General features: G+C 53.8%; 13 protein-coding genes. 8 read left to right on the top strand and 5 right to left on the bottom strand.

The window, feature by feature from the left end; translation table 11 throughout:
- Positions 1–390: 390 nt before the first annotated feature.
- Positions 391–1,110, top strand: a complete 720-nt coding sequence (locus tag ABD890_RS22400; protein WP_345094750.1) for a hypothetical protein — start codon at positions 391–393, stop codon at positions 1,108–1,110.
- A gap of 606 nt (positions 1,111–1,716) precedes the next feature.
- Here the strand turns inward: ABD890_RS22400 and ABD890_RS22395 are convergent.
- From ABD890_RS22395 to ABD890_RS22375, 5 genes are all read right to left on the bottom strand, one after another.
- Positions 1,717–3,150, bottom strand: a complete 1,434-nt coding sequence (locus ABD890_RS22395; RefSeq protein WP_345094749.1) for a hypothetical protein — start codon at positions 3,148–3,150, stop codon at positions 1,717–1,719.
- Between the two features lie 358 nt (positions 3,151–3,508).
- On the bottom strand, positions 3,509–3,886 hold the full coding sequence (locus ABD890_RS22390; protein ID WP_345094747.1) for a hypothetical protein: 378 nt from the start codon (positions 3,884–3,886) through the stop codon (positions 3,509–3,511).
- An 11-nt stretch (positions 3,887–3,897) separates the two neighbouring features.
- The gene (locus ABD890_RS22385; RefSeq protein WP_345094745.1) at positions 3,898–5,442 is read right to left on the bottom strand and encodes a recombinase family protein; all 1,545 of its coding nucleotides are present in this window, start codon (positions 5,440–5,442) and stop codon (positions 3,898–3,900) included.
- Positions 5,439–5,936 carry a DUF2924 domain-containing protein gene (locus tag ABD890_RS22380; RefSeq protein ID WP_345094744.1) on the bottom strand — a complete coding sequence of 166 codons (498 nt, stop codon included), beginning with the start codon at positions 5,934–5,936 and terminating at the stop codon, positions 5,439–5,441. The genes ABD890_RS22385 and ABD890_RS22380 overlap by 4 nt, the downstream gene beginning before the upstream one ends.
- A gap of 656 nt (positions 5,937–6,592) precedes the next feature.
- Entirely contained in the window at positions 6,593–6,769 is a 177-nt protein-coding gene (locus ABD890_RS22375; RefSeq protein WP_345094742.1) for a hypothetical protein, read from the bottom strand.
- Between the two features lie 3 nt (positions 6,770–6,772).
- Here ABD890_RS22375 and ABD890_RS22370 point away from each other — a divergent pair, with 3 nt between their 5' ends.
- The 7 genes from ABD890_RS22370 (at position 6,773) to ABD890_RS22340 (ending at position 15,305) form a co-directional block, all read left to right on the top strand.
- Positions 6,773–7,822, top strand: a complete 1,050-nt coding sequence (locus tag ABD890_RS22370; protein WP_345094740.1) for a hypothetical protein — start codon at positions 6,773–6,775, stop codon at positions 7,820–7,822.
- The gene (locus ABD890_RS22365; protein ID WP_345094738.1) at positions 7,803–8,687 is read left to right on the top strand and encodes a hypothetical protein; all 885 of its coding nucleotides are present in this window, start codon (positions 7,803–7,805) and stop codon (positions 8,685–8,687) included. Before ABD890_RS22370 ends, ABD890_RS22365 begins: the two co-directional genes overlap by 20 nt.
- A gap of 183 nt (positions 8,688–8,870) precedes the next feature.
- Positions 8,871–9,488 (top strand): sigma-70 family RNA polymerase sigma factor, encoded by a 618-nt coding sequence (locus ABD890_RS22360; protein ID WP_345094736.1) that lies wholly within the window; start codon positions 8,871–8,873, stop codon positions 9,486–9,488.
- Between the two features lie 66 nt (positions 9,489–9,554).
- Positions 9,555–9,848, top strand: a complete 294-nt coding sequence (locus ABD890_RS22355; protein WP_345094734.1) for a hypothetical protein — start codon at positions 9,555–9,557, stop codon at positions 9,846–9,848.
- Positions 9,849–9,887: 39 nt separating this feature from the next.
- Positions 9,888–12,566, top strand: a complete 2,679-nt coding sequence (locus tag ABD890_RS22350) for a hypothetical protein (protein ID WP_345094732.1) — start codon at positions 9,888–9,890, stop codon at positions 12,564–12,566.
- 550 nt (positions 12,567–13,116) lie between these two features.
- Complete coding sequence (locus ABD890_RS22345; protein WP_345094731.1) at positions 13,117–14,400, top strand: DNA modification methylase; 1,284 nt, start codon at positions 13,117–13,119, stop codon at positions 14,398–14,400.
- Positions 14,397–15,305 carry a hypothetical protein gene (locus ABD890_RS22340; RefSeq protein ID WP_345094729.1) on the top strand — a complete coding sequence of 303 codons (909 nt, stop codon included), beginning with the start codon at positions 14,397–14,399 and terminating at the stop codon, positions 15,303–15,305. Before ABD890_RS22345 ends, ABD890_RS22340 begins: the two co-directional genes overlap by 4 nt.
- The last annotated feature ends 1 nt before the right edge of the window (position 15,306 follow it).

The raw sequence follows: 15,306 nt of genomic DNA, 5'->3' as shown, positions 1-15,306 counted from the left end.
GGAACCTCATGTCGGAATCCAATTTGACTGAATTTGTACTGAACGAACTTGTAATCAGCATGTGAATTGTGCTCGTTCATTCCAGAACTAAGTCATTCATCTAAAACGAGGGATTGCGGGATGCCATGAGACGATTTCTCCAAGCCAACAATTCGTACGCTTGCACAACGTGCCGCATACTTCTGCACTAACGCAAGCTGCCGGCGACTAACTGCGGGGCCACATTCTGATCCAAACAAGGCACTCATCACTGGAAAGGCGTGCCACATCTGCGCGGCCTCGCCTGGCGGACCGCGTTACGATCCCAATCAAACTCAGGAAGAACGCAAGAGTATTGAGAATGGAATCTGGCTTTGTAGCAACTGTAGTGACAAAATTGATAAAGACTGGATGCCACTTTCAGCGGAAGATTTGATTCGCTGGAGAACAGAACACGAGGCTTGGATCGCCGCCGAGGAAACAATTCCAAAACTCCCACAAATCGGCATCACAACATGCCAAGGTTTGCGTCTGATTTCTAAGCTGGAGGCAATTGACGCTGACCATGTCAAACTGCTTCGAGAGCAAGAATTGACCTTTTGCAATCCTAATCGTGTCCAGTTTCACAACATACAAATGAACATGCGGCTCCCTGAAGCCGTCTATACTTACGGCGAACCTTCCAAAAAGGCTGGCACGAAGATCATTGCCAAACCGGACCGGACGCCGTGGACGGTAAGTAGCGTAGGCTCCGGTTCTGTTTCAGCTGGCGAGCATGCTCCAACTCCCAATCATGTGCTTGAGATCCCTCTGCTTTCCGCTGAAGAAACAGTACGGATTCCGTTTTATACCTTCGAATACTTTCAGATAATGCTGTCCCCTCCCGACGAAAAGTCGCTTGTACCGGCCCCAAATCCGGACGATGTTAACATGGGCAACAAGCTGAATTGGTACTTTGAAGGTACTTATCAATTCGTACTTAGAGGAGAGTTTATTACTGCGGACTTTTTCGTACCGCTTCGATACAGCTTTGATAGACGTGTTGTAACCTCACTTCCGTGCCAGTCTACGGCGGAACGCTGGGAATTGTTTCCGTTGATGATTTTTCCAAACGTTACGTTAAGTGGGTAGATAGTGGGCAAGTCGATGCAGCACGAGTTATTGTTCTCGAGAGGCGAAGTCCGATGAATTTGAAGTATTCACCAACTTCTTAGCCCTAAACACGGCAGGCTTTATCTCTGCAGTCTTTGCGAATTCTGAGGCAAGTTACTGCAGAATGGCGGTCCAAGTTGCTCGTTGATAACGCCAATCCGCTAGTGCTGCGATAGGCCGCAAGTCTCGCTCAGCTAACAAGTTTCGGCCTTGCTCCGTCAGCGGCATGAACAAGATCTCCTCCTGAATATCTGGCGCCAACTGCAGCAGACTCATGATCTGGGTCAGCCTCGCTCGAGTGACATGACCGACCCGCGCCAATTCCGCCTGGTCCGCGACCTCTCCCGCTCTGGATCAACTGGTTGAGCCGAATCGCTAACGCAATAAGTTGGGGCACACGACTACGTGCGTCCGCCACGTCACTGCACCCCTTCCTTGTTCGCAGCTCGTCCCAGAACTCCCACGCTCACGGCTTGAACAGGGGCCGTTGAGTCACAAACATGGTTGCGTTCGCAAGATGATACAACGTTGACAGACGGTCTCCGCGATACTGCTATGCTACTTTCGAGCGTTGCACGAGTAGAGCTAGAGTTGGATGTTGCCGTGATTGTCGGTTTTACCGATGGAGATAAGCTTAAGGAGCAGCCGCGGTGATTCGTAAATGTCAGCTAACGTCATGCCCTCAAAGTCGGGATCCGTCCTTAAAAGTTGCTGTGCGATGTGGACCACAACGTCGTGCAGGAAACCGAAGTACCGTATCGCCGATATGTTGTCCTCACGGTAGGTCGGTCTACCGGCGTAGGGGAAGAACATCGCTGCAAAGTCCGTGCCCCCGACTTCCGCACCCGTTCCCCCTGTGTGCATTTCCGTCAACTGCTCAAAAATCGACTGGAACACTATCTTGAGCGAGTTTGTATCCCGAATGGACAACTCATAAAGCGAATATTCGAAGGGAATTCCAGCGAAATTTAACCCGTCGCCCGCCTCGGTCTTATCTTCATCTACGGAACGAGGCGTCCACTTAACTTCAAACGTACGGAGGTCGACATCGAAGTCTTCGTGGACGCCAGCAAACACACATTTCTCATACTCCTCAGAGTCTCGCTTTTCGAAACCACCCTCGACGAGGTCACGCAGCTGAGCTGACAGATGATAAAGTTTAAAAGGATTGAGGGCTCCAATGTACAGTCCATGTGGATACATGTACTCCTTCTCCTGTACTTCAGATGCGTGTACCTGAAAGCAAAACCCCGCAGCTCCCAATCGTGTGCAAGCGTTCGATATGAAGTGGAGCGCAACTTCAGGCGACGTCACCTTCTCTGCGAAGTTCACAGCTACGCCATCAAAGACTGCTCTGGAAAAGAGAGCATCTGTCGAATACTGCTTCGGGAATTGATCCACTTCGACGATCTCGAGTGCGACTTCCTCAATCTTTCCGTCTTTAGCTATTACATTGGCCCGGATTGGAAGTATGCATCGATCAGCGACCAGTATCTGGTATGCAATCGCTTCGAGCAGAGTCGGCCGGTAGTCGGTACTGACAATCAACCAGATCGCGTCGAAGCTATTGAGCCCCAAATAGCGGTTACCGAGGCCTTGCCCGTATGCACTCAACTCTGTGATTGCTTGCCGGGCTACAGATGCTGATTTTTTTACTTCTACGATCGCATAGGCGCCCGTTGACGACTGTAACGCAAGAATATCGGCCGCAGGACTTCTTCCGGGAAGACCGCTTTCGATAAGAGTAAATTCGCATCCCAAACTAATGAGTTCCGATCCATCTTCTAAAGCCGAAATAGTCTGCAAGACTTTTTGATCTAGCGTGGCCATTAAGGCATCCCGAATAGAGTCAATGAGCCGTGGCTTTGGTGTGGAATGAAAATCTTCAACGCGTTGACGTAGTTTCGCGGATACGTCATCCAGATTGCCGAGCAGGTCAAGAAGACTTGAGAGGTTGTCGTTCACCCACGCTTGAAGGTCAGCCTCACTGAACCCGGATTCGCTTCTACGGCGAGCCATAACGGAGTCCTTTCAAGAATAAAGTGCAGCATCGGTCGCGCTGGGAACGGCGTAGAGCTTTTTTGTGTTTCATTCCACTTCAGTCATGGTTTTTGGCATGTCGTCACTTGCTGATTCGACTATTGAGGTCTACGCAAGCAATTCAGCAATAAACTCGCATGCCAAAATGACTGCGTAATAACCTCTCGTCAAGCGACTGTTTAATAAGGTCGTCAACGTTTGCAGCACGAGGGCCACTTTAGGTTGGGCGTCGCCGTTGATCCGACACGGCGATCAGATTCGCTTAGTCTCTTGATGCAAATTGTCTAGGCGCCAAGTGAAATCGACGCAGTGACTTTGTGCGGGCGCAGATCAAAAGTTACTGCAGTATCTCTTTCCATGTCTTCCGTTGTCCTTCCCATTCCGTCGCTGCTGCAATCGGCCGCAGATCCCGCTCCGTTACCACATCCCTCCCTCGCTCCGTTACCGGCAAGAACAGAATTTCCTCTTGGATATCCGGCGCCAACAGAAGTAAGTTCATGATCTGAGTCAGCCTCGCCCGAGTCACATGCCCCACCCGTGCTAGTTCCGCCTGGTCGGCAACCTCACCGCTCTGAATCAAATGGTCGAGCCGAATCGCCAACGCCATGAGCCGGGCCACACGTGGCACACGACCGCCCTTAGTTGAAGGTTTCGCATCACGCTTTCTTCCGCGTCCACGCGGATTAAAATCCACCTTCCGCTTAATTGTCGTCATACAGCCACCTCCTATCGAGTCGCCAATTCACTCGCCAAGGTCCGAATCCCGCTGGGCCGAAAAGTTATCGAAACGTCACCCGCTTCACCGTCGTACTCAATTCGCTCGATCAAGAGCTCGACGATTCGGATCTGTTCGTGCGGCTCCAGGCATTGCCATACGGCGTCGAAGTCGGCCAAAGCTGAAGTGACCTCGGCCTCGTCAATTAAATCGCAAGCGTGCATGGCCAGTTGATTTTCAACCTCGGTCAGTCGCCGCTCTGCATCACCAATCCGGTCGTGAGCGTTTGCCAGTCGAGCGTCGCCAGGACCAACCGTCGCGGCCACTCGCGATAGTTCGGCGTGTGCTTCGCGTAGTTCGCCCCGAAGGTCGTTACGTTCGACGGTGAGCCGCTGGGATTGGTTCTCCGCCTGAATTCGTGCTTCTTTCAACGTCGCTTCAATCACCTGGGGATCGCGCCCAATCGCCTTGATCTCATCGACGATGAATCGCTCAATTTCACCCGCAGGTATCGATGGGGCCGGGCAGTGCTTCCAGCCTCTCTTCTGGGCCCTCTGGCAGACGTAGTACCGATAGAGGCGGCTTCCTTTCTTCTGCGAGTAGGAATGGCTCATTCCACAGTTGCAGGACCCACATCTCAGGATTCCTCGTAGCAAAGCGTTGTGCTTATTCCGAACCGCCCTGCCTCCACTCTGGCCATTCTTCTGCAGCAGCTTCTGAACCTTGGCGAATGTCTCTGGGTCAATAATCCCGTCCTGCTCGCCGTCGTGAATCTCGTTCTTGTAGCGAACCTTGCCGATATAGATCACGCTGGTCAGCAGGGCATAGAGCGACCCCTTGTCGAATCGTCGACCACCTCGTTCGGTTCCGCGTCTGGTTTTCCAAAGTTTGTTCCGCCAACCGCGAATATGGAGTTCCCCGGCTACAGCCAAAAGTGACTTCCGTTCCAGGTACATCCCGAAGATCTCTTGAACCCGTCGTGCTTCGGCTTCGTTGATGACCAACTTCGTGTTCTCGACGTTGTAGCCCAGGATCGGCGTCCCACCGGACCATTTACCTTTGCGGCGAGCTGCGGCCATTTTGTCGCGGGTACGTTCCGAAATCATCTCGCGTTCGAATTGGGCGAAGGAGAGCAGCACGTTGAGGACCAGCCGCCCCATGGAGGAAGCTGTGTTGAACGCCTGGGTCACGCTGACGAAGGAAACCTGATGTTTATCGAAGACCTCCATGATCCGGGAGAAGTCGAGCAGGCTCCGGCTGAGGCGATCCACTTTATAAACGACCACGCAGTTTACCTTGCCCGATTCGATGTCCGCCAATAGACGCCGGAGCGCAGGGCGTTCCATATTCGCGCCGGTGAACCCACCGTCGTCGTATTGGTCCGGGAGACATACCCACCCCTCGTGGAGCTGACTCTTGATGTAGGCCTCACCCGCTTCCCGCTGGGCGTCGAGAGAGTTGAAGTCCTGATCGAGACCCTCCTCGGTCGACTTTCTCGAATAGATCGCACATTTGATCGTTTTGGGTTTGCACGGTGGTTTGACGCGTTGGTTCATCTACCACCTCCGTTCTTACGAAGGCCGAAGAAGTGAAATCCGTTCCAGTGCTTGCCAGTTACTGCCTTGGCTACCGCGGTGAGCGATTTGTAGCGTTCGCCTTCCCACTCGAACCCGTCGGTTAGAACCTTCACGCGGATCGTGTGGCCTTTGTACACGCGCTGTAGGAGCATGCCTGGAAGGAGGTGGGTACTTAGCTGGGTCTTGGATGGCGCGGATACAGTTATCGCCTCGGTGCTAGGTTTCGGTTTCTTAGCCCTTGGCATGGTGACCCTCAGATCGGCATCGTTGGCTAACTCCATCGCGCGGCGCCGGGCACGTTCAGAGAGGCCACCTTCGGCATTGGCTTGCATCCGCCAGGCGATCCGTTTGATCAGCCATTGCTTGTGCCTACCGTTGGTCGGTTCGCCGAAGACCTCGTCATACTTTTCACGCAGTTGGTTGACGGTCATCCGCTCCATCGCGGCGATCTCTTTATCAATGTTCAGAATCATGCGTTTTCTCCTGGGTTGAGAGTTGGTGCGTCAACAGGAGTGTCCAGAGAGCAAGATTCCGTCGTTGAACTCAAGCGGTCGTTGGGAGAAGTTTCCGAGTTCGACAGGAGAGTTTGCCGATAGCGCAGAACACCTCGGGCCAAGAGGCAAACGATCTCTGCGCGACGTTGGTCTGGTGTCGATTCTTGGGCCGGAAGCGGCGACGGCACGACGACCTCCATTTCTATGCTGAACAAACGGTCGGGTAGGATTTCCTTATTCCGTTAACAACCCAGTCGAGGCCCGAAATGACGAAAGAAGGCCCCAGAAAATCGATGCGGATCTTTTCAGGTAAAAAGGGTTGTGCCTGCTAGCGGCGTCGCTATGATAGGATTCGCTATCTGGACATGTGTCCACTCTTGAGGTTATCCGGTGCCGGGACGAACGGGCTCCGGGGATATCTGCGGCTCTCCCCGTTTCAATGCCGCAACCATCCATCGCACGCCTTTCTACGCTGCTTTCTTTGCCTAATTAATTCGATTTAGTCGCATTGCGTACAGGATGTTCTTCAAGACGCCATCGTTACGTCCTGGAACACTGCGCGCTTTGGCAAGGGAACGCCTGTGTCGATGGAGTGAGGGTAAAAATGCACAATGGCTACACGACCATTTTCGCTGTTAACCACTTTGCGGATGGTTCCGAACCGACTGTTGCGGGAATACTTGGTCAGACTTGGCCATGTCGAGTTTGTAACAGAATGGGACGGTGAGAAAGAACGAGATGTTGGCCCAGTCTTCAAGTACGTTCAGTTGCTCGACGACCGAGATCGAGATGAAATCGAGAGCGGTTTGCACAGCGTGTCAGATCTTGCGTCGGAGGCTGGACTGACCGTTCTCTTCCAGGCGGCTAGAGACTACAGCTTGCCAGGTATCGTGAATGAAGCACCTGAGGAACTCGGGATCTGGGGCCGGACGATGTGGGTCTGGTTGCACTATCCCGGCATCTTCGACAAAGGCCAGATTCTTTTCCAAATCGATCAGATGTCGTTCTGGCGGAAGCGAACAGACTTGCCCAACAATGATTCACCAGACACTTCCGATCCAGCGCTCGAGCATCTGAAGGAAGAGATCACGGACCTACTTCGCGAACAGGGCCGCGGTAAAGACTGCACCGTCGACTGGTTGAAGCGTGGCGACCTGTACTACTTCTTCGCCTATCCCGACGACTTCGTTTCCAGTGTGTTGGTGCACGACAAGGAAGGGCACCTCGCCCCCAAGTCAATCCGGACAACGTTATCGATCGTGTTCGCGTACGATCCGAAACACGAGTCGCTCGAGTTATTTGCCAAGGGGCTGCACAAGCCGGTTAAAGAACGGCTTGAGAAGATCTTCGCCAAGTCGATCTTGCACTGGAAACTCAACGACTATGACCCTGACGCCGCGTACGATCTCGATCGACTGAAGTATGTGTTTGATGGTTTGACGGTTGAGCCTGCGGATAAAGTCAGCGTGCGAATCCGCAAGCTGCGTCTATCCAGCCTCGTTGATGGGAGAGAAGTCGAAATCAAGATCGATGACGCTGACCCGAACGACACCATTGGCAAGGCGATCCAAGAGGTTATCCAGATCGAGGAGAGACCACTCGCTCAGTGGCAGGTGACTCGAGCCTCGTTCTGCTTTGTCTTTCACCCCCTAGATGGTCGCAAGCATGGCCGACAGAGTTTTGACATTGGATATCCACGTTCATGCTCTCTGAGAAACGCCAGGCCCGAACGCATTGAGTTGATTCAAAAGTACCTCAAGAAGTGGGATATCGACCTTGCCGACCCTCCTAAATACGCTGCTGTCTCGATGGGAGAGTGTGACGCCAGTTTTTCAGGATTTCGAGATGATCCGCTGGAAGAGTGAAGACTGGGCGTTCGTTGAGCAGTATCAACTCCTTCGTGAAATCGAGTCAGCTGGTTCGGCCAATTGCTGTGACTGTAGCCGCCGCTACGAGGTGGAGTACATCTCCGATCGCGGTGGCGGTCTCATTGGCTACATCAACTGCGGAGACTGCGGCTTAGAGCGCGTCCATCCAGATCGGCTCAAGCGATGGGAGATCGATACGACTGCCATGCTGCGCGCCTTCTTCGGTGGTCTGAACTTGGCGCTGGATGAGCAGGTGCCCAATTGTCTGTGGAAGATCGGACGAGCCAATTGGGCGGGGTATTCTCGTTATGTGTGGTTCGTTCGGTCGTTTTCAAGTGACCAAAGTGATGCGGTGGAGATCTTGAAAAGAAACAAGAAAGCGATCGTGTTTGCGCCGAACCAGAGCGGTTCAACCCGGTGGCATGAAGTAGCAGGCAATTTAGTTATTCCGCTTGAGGGTGCGACTTGGATCGAGGCTGGAAGGTTGATTCTTGATATCGAGGAGATCGAAGGGAGGATTGATCAAGCGGGGCTTGGAGCTAAGCGTAAGAAAATTCGTCCGATAAGGAAGCGCGCGGTGAAAACTCGGAAGATTGAGATGCTCACGAAGGAACTGATCCGGTTTCTTCGCGATGCGCGTGACCATGCATTTTCCACATTAGATGCCAACGGCGCCGCCGAACAACTACCTCGGCCAACGAGGAAGGAGCTGGGAGAACTTGCTGGTCTTGAGCCCTATGACGTGACCCGCTGCTTTGACGATACGACGGCTCGGGAACTTCGTCTCTATTGGGAAGTTGCAGATGATTTGGAGCAGATCATGAAGTTCAGAAGTCCTATCAGTAGCGGTGCGCAAACCTAGCAAAAATGCACTTTGCATGATTTCGTGCAACTGCAACTCGAACAAACAGAAATTGCAAAAGCCTGCGGAACAGTGACTTAGGTCGACCCGCAGGCTTTTTTAGTTGATTTGCTGCAATTCCGCCGGGGGTTGTAACCGTGCGTTGGCACGGGGTGGAACTCTCGCTCGAAAGGAATTGTTGCCATGACGCAACGCAAAACGATGGAGTGTTTTCCTCAGGTGGATGGGAAGTCGATCGACTCGTTCACACTTGGCTTCGTAAAGAAGCGTGCACGCCAGCTAATAGGCCGGTATGGCTTTCGAGAAGCAGACCGAGAAGACGTAGAGCAGTCGCTTCTCAAGATATTAGTTTGCTATCTAGATCAGGCTGATCCCGAATGTCCAAAGTGGAAGGCCTTTGTGGCCAAGACGATCCATCGGCATATCGCCACGCTCATCCGGGATCGAACCGCTGGCAAGCGTGATCATCGCCGTACGGTCTCCCTTCATTGTGTGATCGGTTTAGAGGACGAACGGCCTTTGGATCTGGCAGCCGTTCTGCAGGGCCACGAGATTCCCTCACGTCGAGGCCAAGAGCCTCGCAGCGCGCACGAGTCAGTCGAACTCGACATGGACGTGAACGAATGCATCGAGGTTCTGGAGGACGAACGCCATCGGGAGCTCTGCCGGAGACTGATGGAAAATTCCATCACGCAAGTCGCTCAGGACATGAACGTTCCGCGTACCACGATCCACTCTTGGATATGCAAAATTCGGTCCCGGTTCGAGGAGCTCGGATTGGCGAACTATTTGAAAAAATGATCGTCATTTCGTCGCGCAACCGGGTTACTAAGAAATAGGGAAACTTTCATTTGCAAGGAATGAAACATGAGCACAGAAGGCTACCACTACCAGTTCCAAAACGACGTCTCCAGCGACGACATTGAGGCCGCTTTGCTTCTAGCCATTTGGGGATGCGAAAGCCTGTGTGGCGAGTCGCAAACGCGGATGGATGCGGCTCACTATTTCGATGCAGACGAGCGTACTTGCGTTATCGATGCACGAACGAAGGTTGGAATCAACTTCAACCGTTTGTTTGTGGGCTTTGTCTCGCGTGAGCTTGGTCCGGACGCTTTTCTGGTGAAGCGAATCGCCGAGATGCCGGTCCCAACAGCGGCCTAGTTCGACAGGCCATTAGCCAGGTTCAGGAGGCTCGATTGAATGGAATCAAACACGCAGGAAGATCAACCTCCAGGCGATATGCTCGAAAACGTTAAAACCGCGACGCGGTTCTTGACCACACTATTCGGCGAGCAAGACGAGATTCTACTTCGGCCCATTGAGTCCTGGGATGAAGGCGGGAAGAAGCATAGCCGAGTCGACTACCACAATACGCGGTATCCCAATGCGACGAATCTCCACCTGGAAATCAACCTCCTGCGGCTGCTTCGCAGGTCCGCAACAAATCGGCTAAATCTCTACTTCGGAGTTTGTCCACGATTAGGCGGTGACGGCAAGTACGATCTGGCTTGGCAAATCAGGACCGTTCGGACGCTGTGGTGTGATATCGATCATGCCACCCTCGACGAGGTTCGCGCACGTTTAGACAAGTCATCGCTGCCTAATCCGTCGATCGTGGTTCACTCCGGGAATGGAGTACATCTTTATTGGCTGCTCGATCAGCCCTATCTCATTGATGATGTGGGCGACCCACCTGCTGTGTTAAACGAATGGAACGAGCTGCCGGGAGGGAAGAGAAAACCTCGCAAGTACATTGTGCTGGATGGTGAGCATGTCTACCTCGACATCGACCGACAATTGTCCAAACTGAGCCCTAAAGCCCGGCTGATTCAGGACGTTCTCGCAGGCGTTGCCCAGCAGGTCGGTGGCGATCACACGATCGACCTATCGCGTCTGCTTCGAATTCCTGGTTCTATGAATCGGAAGAATGAACGTAAAGGTTGTGAGCCAGTTCCCACTCAATTGATTGAATGCGACCCGACGCGCAGATATCCACTCTCTGTATTCGAACCGCTGAAAATTGCATCGCCTGACTCACAGCGGGCCAAGCAGATCGAAACGATGCCGTTGCCCCAGCCGCGGAAAATGACTGTGTCGAAGGCGGATAAGCTGGCAGAGCTCGTTGCTGCGAGTTGCCTAGCCGAAGCGGGACGTCGATCGGAAACCGATTTCTCGTTGTGCTGTTATGCCGTGCGTCATGGCATCGACCGAGAGGAGGTCTGGCGGCAGGTGGAATCGGTTGGCAAATTCGCCGAGCAGGGCCGCAGGTATTTTGACCACACCTGGATGAACGCCGAGGAGACGGCTCGCGTCGAGGTCTATGAAAAGCTGCAGAAGAAGTCCCAGGGGAAAGCAACTCCATCAACGGACGAAGACTTCGATAATATACCCTCAGACGATGTAGATGTCGCACCGTCGGATGACGACGCACGTCCGACCATACGCGTTGATCCGGCGTACACACCGGTTGGCGATACGATGCGTCGCATCACGAATCTGCTGTTGAAAGTGGGTGGCTGCTATAGCCGCGTCGACCAGCTAGTGATCATTCGCGAACAGGCGATTGCTACTGTCCTGTCTTGTGCCGAACTGGGAGGGCTACTTAACCATTACGCCGAGTTCTACTTCATCAGAGACGAAGGTGGAGAGTACAAGCCACTTCCTACGGCCTACGGCAACACGTGGCTTCACCACCCAGGTGAACGTCAGCGGCTGCCTAACATTAAGTTATTCACTCGAAATCCCGTCTTCACAGATGATTGGCGGCTGACCACGCCAGGTTACGATCCCACTTCTGAAATCTACTATGCCGGGCCTGAAGTCGCCCCACGCGAGGATACACATCACCTCGATCTGTTGCTCCGCGATTTTTGCTTCAAGACGCATGGAGACCGAACCAACTACATCGGTAGGCTGCTGACGGCGATCTTGGTCCCGCGGTTCATTGGCTCGAAGCCTGCGGTTCTGTTCAACGGGAATCAGCCAGGCCTGGGTAAGACGGTCCTCGGTCAGATCATCTCGATTCTGCGCGATGGTCAATCGGTCGAAACGGCCAGTTACAACCCTAACGACGAAGAGTTCGAGAAGCGGCTCGGATCGATCGTCCGTCGTGGCGCGACCACGATTATCATCGATAACGCCAAGGCAAAAGGTCGCAGCCCACGCATTGATTCGGCTTGTTTGGAACGTAGTATCACGGATGCGGTTCTTTCGTTTCGCCTCTTGGGGCAGTCGCAGGATATCCGGGCCGAGAACGCGCACATCTTTTGTTTGACGGCTAACTCGCCCGATGTGAGCCGCGATCTTGTTACCCGTAGCGTGATCGTCAATCTGCTACACGAGGGGAATCCGGAACGTCGCACGTTCTCAATCGCTGACCCAGAAGGGTTTGCCCAGGAACATCGCCTGGAACTACTCGGCGAGCTGATCGGCATGGTCGAGCGTTGGAAAGCGTCTGGCATGCCCCCGGCGACGACCCACTCCCGCTTCAACAAACGCGGCTGGGGCAACATCGTGGGTGGCATCCTCGAGGCCTGTGGTGAACCGGACTTCCTGGCCAACAGCGAGGACGCAGCGACACAGTTGGATGATACACGGCGTGAGTTCAGCGACCTGGTCGAAGCTCTGGCAGATCATCCTCAGGGAACTTGGACACCCAAGGAGTTGGTCGAGTACTGCGACAAGCACAGCATTCTCCAGGACGAACTCGGAGATGGGACTCCCCGATCGAAAGCCACGAAATTAGGCGGCCTCGCAGGAAGGTACGTCGCAGAGCAATTCGACCTGGAAGATGGTCGCGTAGCCACGTTTATCCGGCGTCAGGAGCGTAAAGGAAATGTATACCGAGTCGGAATCTCCGATAAGTTGCCGAACCTTTGACCGTTTGCCGAACCTGTGCCGAACCTCGAATTCACGGACGTTCGGCACACCTAAGTTTAGGAGCACTTACAAGATGCGTCACGTTTGCCGAACCTGCCGAACCTCAACAAGTAACTCCACACATGTACACGCGCCCACGCATGCACGCACACACGCATGTGAAGGGCGGTTGCGGATTAGGTTCGGCAACGTTCGGCACTCAGCGCTAAGTCTTGGACTGACCAGCATTTGCACGTCCTGCAAGGTTCGGCATAACGTTCGGCAGAGGTTCGGCACTCTATCGATCACTGCACGCCTAAGTTGCTGTGTAGATATTAGTTATGCAACTTTTGCAGGTTCAGCAGAGGTTCGGCAGAAGCAGATTATAAGTGCATTCATCCGCTTTTTGAGGACGAACGTCATGACCAGATGGCACACCGCCATCGTGCACCGTCATCGCGCTGGAATGGGCCTGTGCCCGCTCTCGACTCTTTCTCATTCTTCCTCGCGTTGCTCTTAAGCGGCACCTTTGTTCAACGCATCGTCAGCCAATAACCCCATGGATGAAATCATGAAAATCGAACATCGAAAGCTGTCGGACATTCGTCCTTATGACAAGAACCCGCGTAAGAACGATCAGGCTGTGGACGCGGTCGTCAAGTCGATCCAGGCATTCGGCTTTCGCCAGCCGATCGTGGTCGATTGCGATGGTGTCATCGTTGTGGGGCACACGCGCTGGAAAGCGGCCGAACAACTGAAACTTGAGTCAGTACCGGTCCATGTCGCCAAGGAACTGACTCCGGAGCAGGCCCAGGCTTATCGGATTGCCGACAATCAAACGGCCTCGATCGCCCAGTGGGACAAAGATCTGTTGAGGATCGAACTGGTTGATTTGCAGGGTCTGGAGTTTGATCTCGATTTGTTGGGATTCACACCGGACGACCTGACCAAGTACCTGGGAGAATCGGTGGGGGACGGTTTGGTCGATCCGGATGACGTACCGGAGCCGCCGGACGAAGCGACGACCCAGTCAGGCGATCTATGGATCCTGGGGGATCACCGACTGCTGTGTGGTGATTCTTCCAAAGAGGAGGATGTTGATCGCCTGTTGGATGGCCATTCGATTCAGCTGGTGAATTCGGACCCTCCCTACAACGTGAGAGTTGAACCTCGTTCTGGCAACGCGATCGCTGCAGGCAATTCGAGCTTCACCAAGAAGGCCCATGCCAAGGGGGCTCAGGATAAATCCCCACCGCGGAAGATGCGCGCTAAAGACCGACCGCTGGCCAATGATTTCGTGAGTGACGGTGAGTTCGATCTACTGCTCGACGCCTGGTTCGGCAACATGGCCCGCGTACTGGACGTGGGGCGTGGCTTCTACATTTGGGGAGGGTATGCCAACTGTGGGAACTATCCACCAGTCCTGAAGAAGCATGGATTGTACTTCTCGCAGGCAATCATCTGGGATAAGGAGCATCCGGTTCTCACCCGGAAAGACTTCATGGGCGCCCACGAATGGAGCTTCTACGGTTGGAAAGAGGGGGCTGCCCATCAGTATTTCGGGCCGAATAATGCGACCGACCTGTGGCGGGTGAAGAAGATCAATCCGACGGCGATGGTCCACCTTACCGAGAAGCCGGTCGAGTTGGCCGTGCGTGCGATTCAATATTCTTCCCGAGCTGGGGAAAACGTACTCGATCTATTTGGCGGCAGCGGAAGCACACTCATCGGTTGTCAGCAGACGGGCCGAAAGGCGTTTCTGATGGAACTCGATCCACCTTACTGCGATGTCATCGTGCAGAGGTGGGAGAAATTCACGGGGCAAAAAGCGGAGTGCCAACACGCAGCATCATGAGCAATCCAGGTAAAGTGATCGTCAAATCGGACAAAGCCACCGTGGTACGGCGAATTAACGAAGTCCTTCGAATTATCCTCGTAGGAGGTGACTTCGAGGAGATTCGGCAATACGCCGAGGCACAGGGTTGGGGAGTCTGTGATCGCCAACTACGTCGTTATCAGGAACGCGCCTATCAGAGATTTGCCCAACAGACGCACCGCGATCAGAAGCAACTCATGGGGCGGCACCTGATGCAGCGTCGTGCTCTCTATGCTCGGGCGATCAAGACCAATGATATTCGAACCGCCCTGAACGTGCTCCGCGACGAAGCGGCGCTTCAAGGTCTGTATGAATTGGGGAAGCAAGGCGAACTGCCTGGACCGGTCCAGACAACATCTGTGTCACGACGAGAGCGATTCAAGCGAATGCTGGCCGCCAAGATGCGAAACGACCAGCCAGAGGTCCGCTTGCTAGAAGAGTTATCTCCAACGGTGTCGTATGCCTTACCAGATACGCAGATGGCAGAAATGGCCATCCACACTTTGTCGCTAATGCACATTGCCGAACAACTCGATCGCGCTGCCGTGGCGTTGCTCGCCGTACTACGGTTATCGCAAGGCGACCCGCAAAGCGCGTTCTGGGAAGAGATGGCAATACTGCATGGCTGGAACTTTTCCGTGGAACGGGAAGGTTGGGAATTGTTTGCCAAGGAACTGGGCGTCCGCGCAAGCTGGTTGATCGAAACGAATCATCGAGGAGTGTTCCTCGAGTACTTTGGCGACCAACTGGCCGCACTGTCGCCCGAGCATGGCGAGGTGGAAAAGCTCCTCGAGAAAAGGGGCCAGTCGGCAAGTGAACTAGCTACGGCGCAAAGTGTGGCCCGAAGTTGGCGAGGGCTTTTAGAGGCACACCTAGCTAGATAAA

The sequence above is a fragment of the Bremerella cremea genome (assembly GCF_039541315.1).
Lineage (GTDB): Bacteria > Planctomycetota > Planctomycetia > Pirellulales > Pirellulaceae > Bremerella > Bremerella cremea.
This window is presented reverse-complemented; position numbering and strand designations above follow the sequence as displayed.

Excerpts from the sequence above, each read along its gene's own strand:
- ABD890_RS22400 (WP_345094750.1), top strand. The coding sequence starts at position 391 with ATGCCACTTTCAGCGGAAGATTTGATTCGCTGGAGAACAGAACACGAG.
- ABD890_RS22395 (WP_345094749.1), bottom strand. The coding sequence starts at position 3,150 with ATGGCTCGCCGTAGAAGCGAATCCGGGTTCAGTGAGGCTGACCTTCAA.
- ABD890_RS22390 (WP_345094747.1), bottom strand. The coding sequence starts at position 3,886 with ATGACGACAATTAAGCGGAAGGTGGATTTTAATCCGCGTGGACGCGGA.
- ABD890_RS22385 (WP_345094745.1), bottom strand. The coding sequence starts at position 5,442 with ATGAACCAACGCGTCAAACCACCGTGCAAACCCAAAACGATCAAATGT.
- ABD890_RS22380 (WP_345094744.1), bottom strand. The coding sequence starts at position 5,936 with ATGATTCTGAACATTGATAAAGAGATCGCCGCGATGGAGCGGATGACC.
- ABD890_RS22365 (WP_345094738.1), top strand. The coding sequence starts at position 7,803 with ATGATCCGCTGGAAGAGTGAAGACTGGGCGTTCGTTGAGCAGTATCAA.
- ABD890_RS22360 (WP_345094736.1), top strand. The coding sequence starts at position 8,871 with ATGACGCAACGCAAAACGATGGAGTGTTTTCCTCAGGTGGATGGGAAG.
- ABD890_RS22355 (WP_345094734.1), top strand. The coding sequence starts at position 9,555 with ATGAGCACAGAAGGCTACCACTACCAGTTCCAAAACGACGTCTCCAGC.
- ABD890_RS22350 (WP_345094732.1), top strand. The coding sequence starts at position 9,888 with ATGGAATCAAACACGCAGGAAGATCAACCTCCAGGCGATATGCTCGAA.
- ABD890_RS22345 (WP_345094731.1), top strand. The coding sequence starts at position 13,117 with ATGAAAATCGAACATCGAAAGCTGTCGGACATTCGTCCTTATGACAAG.
- ABD890_RS22340 (WP_345094729.1), top strand. The coding sequence starts at position 14,397 with ATGAGCAATCCAGGTAAAGTGATCGTCAAATCGGACAAAGCCACCGTG.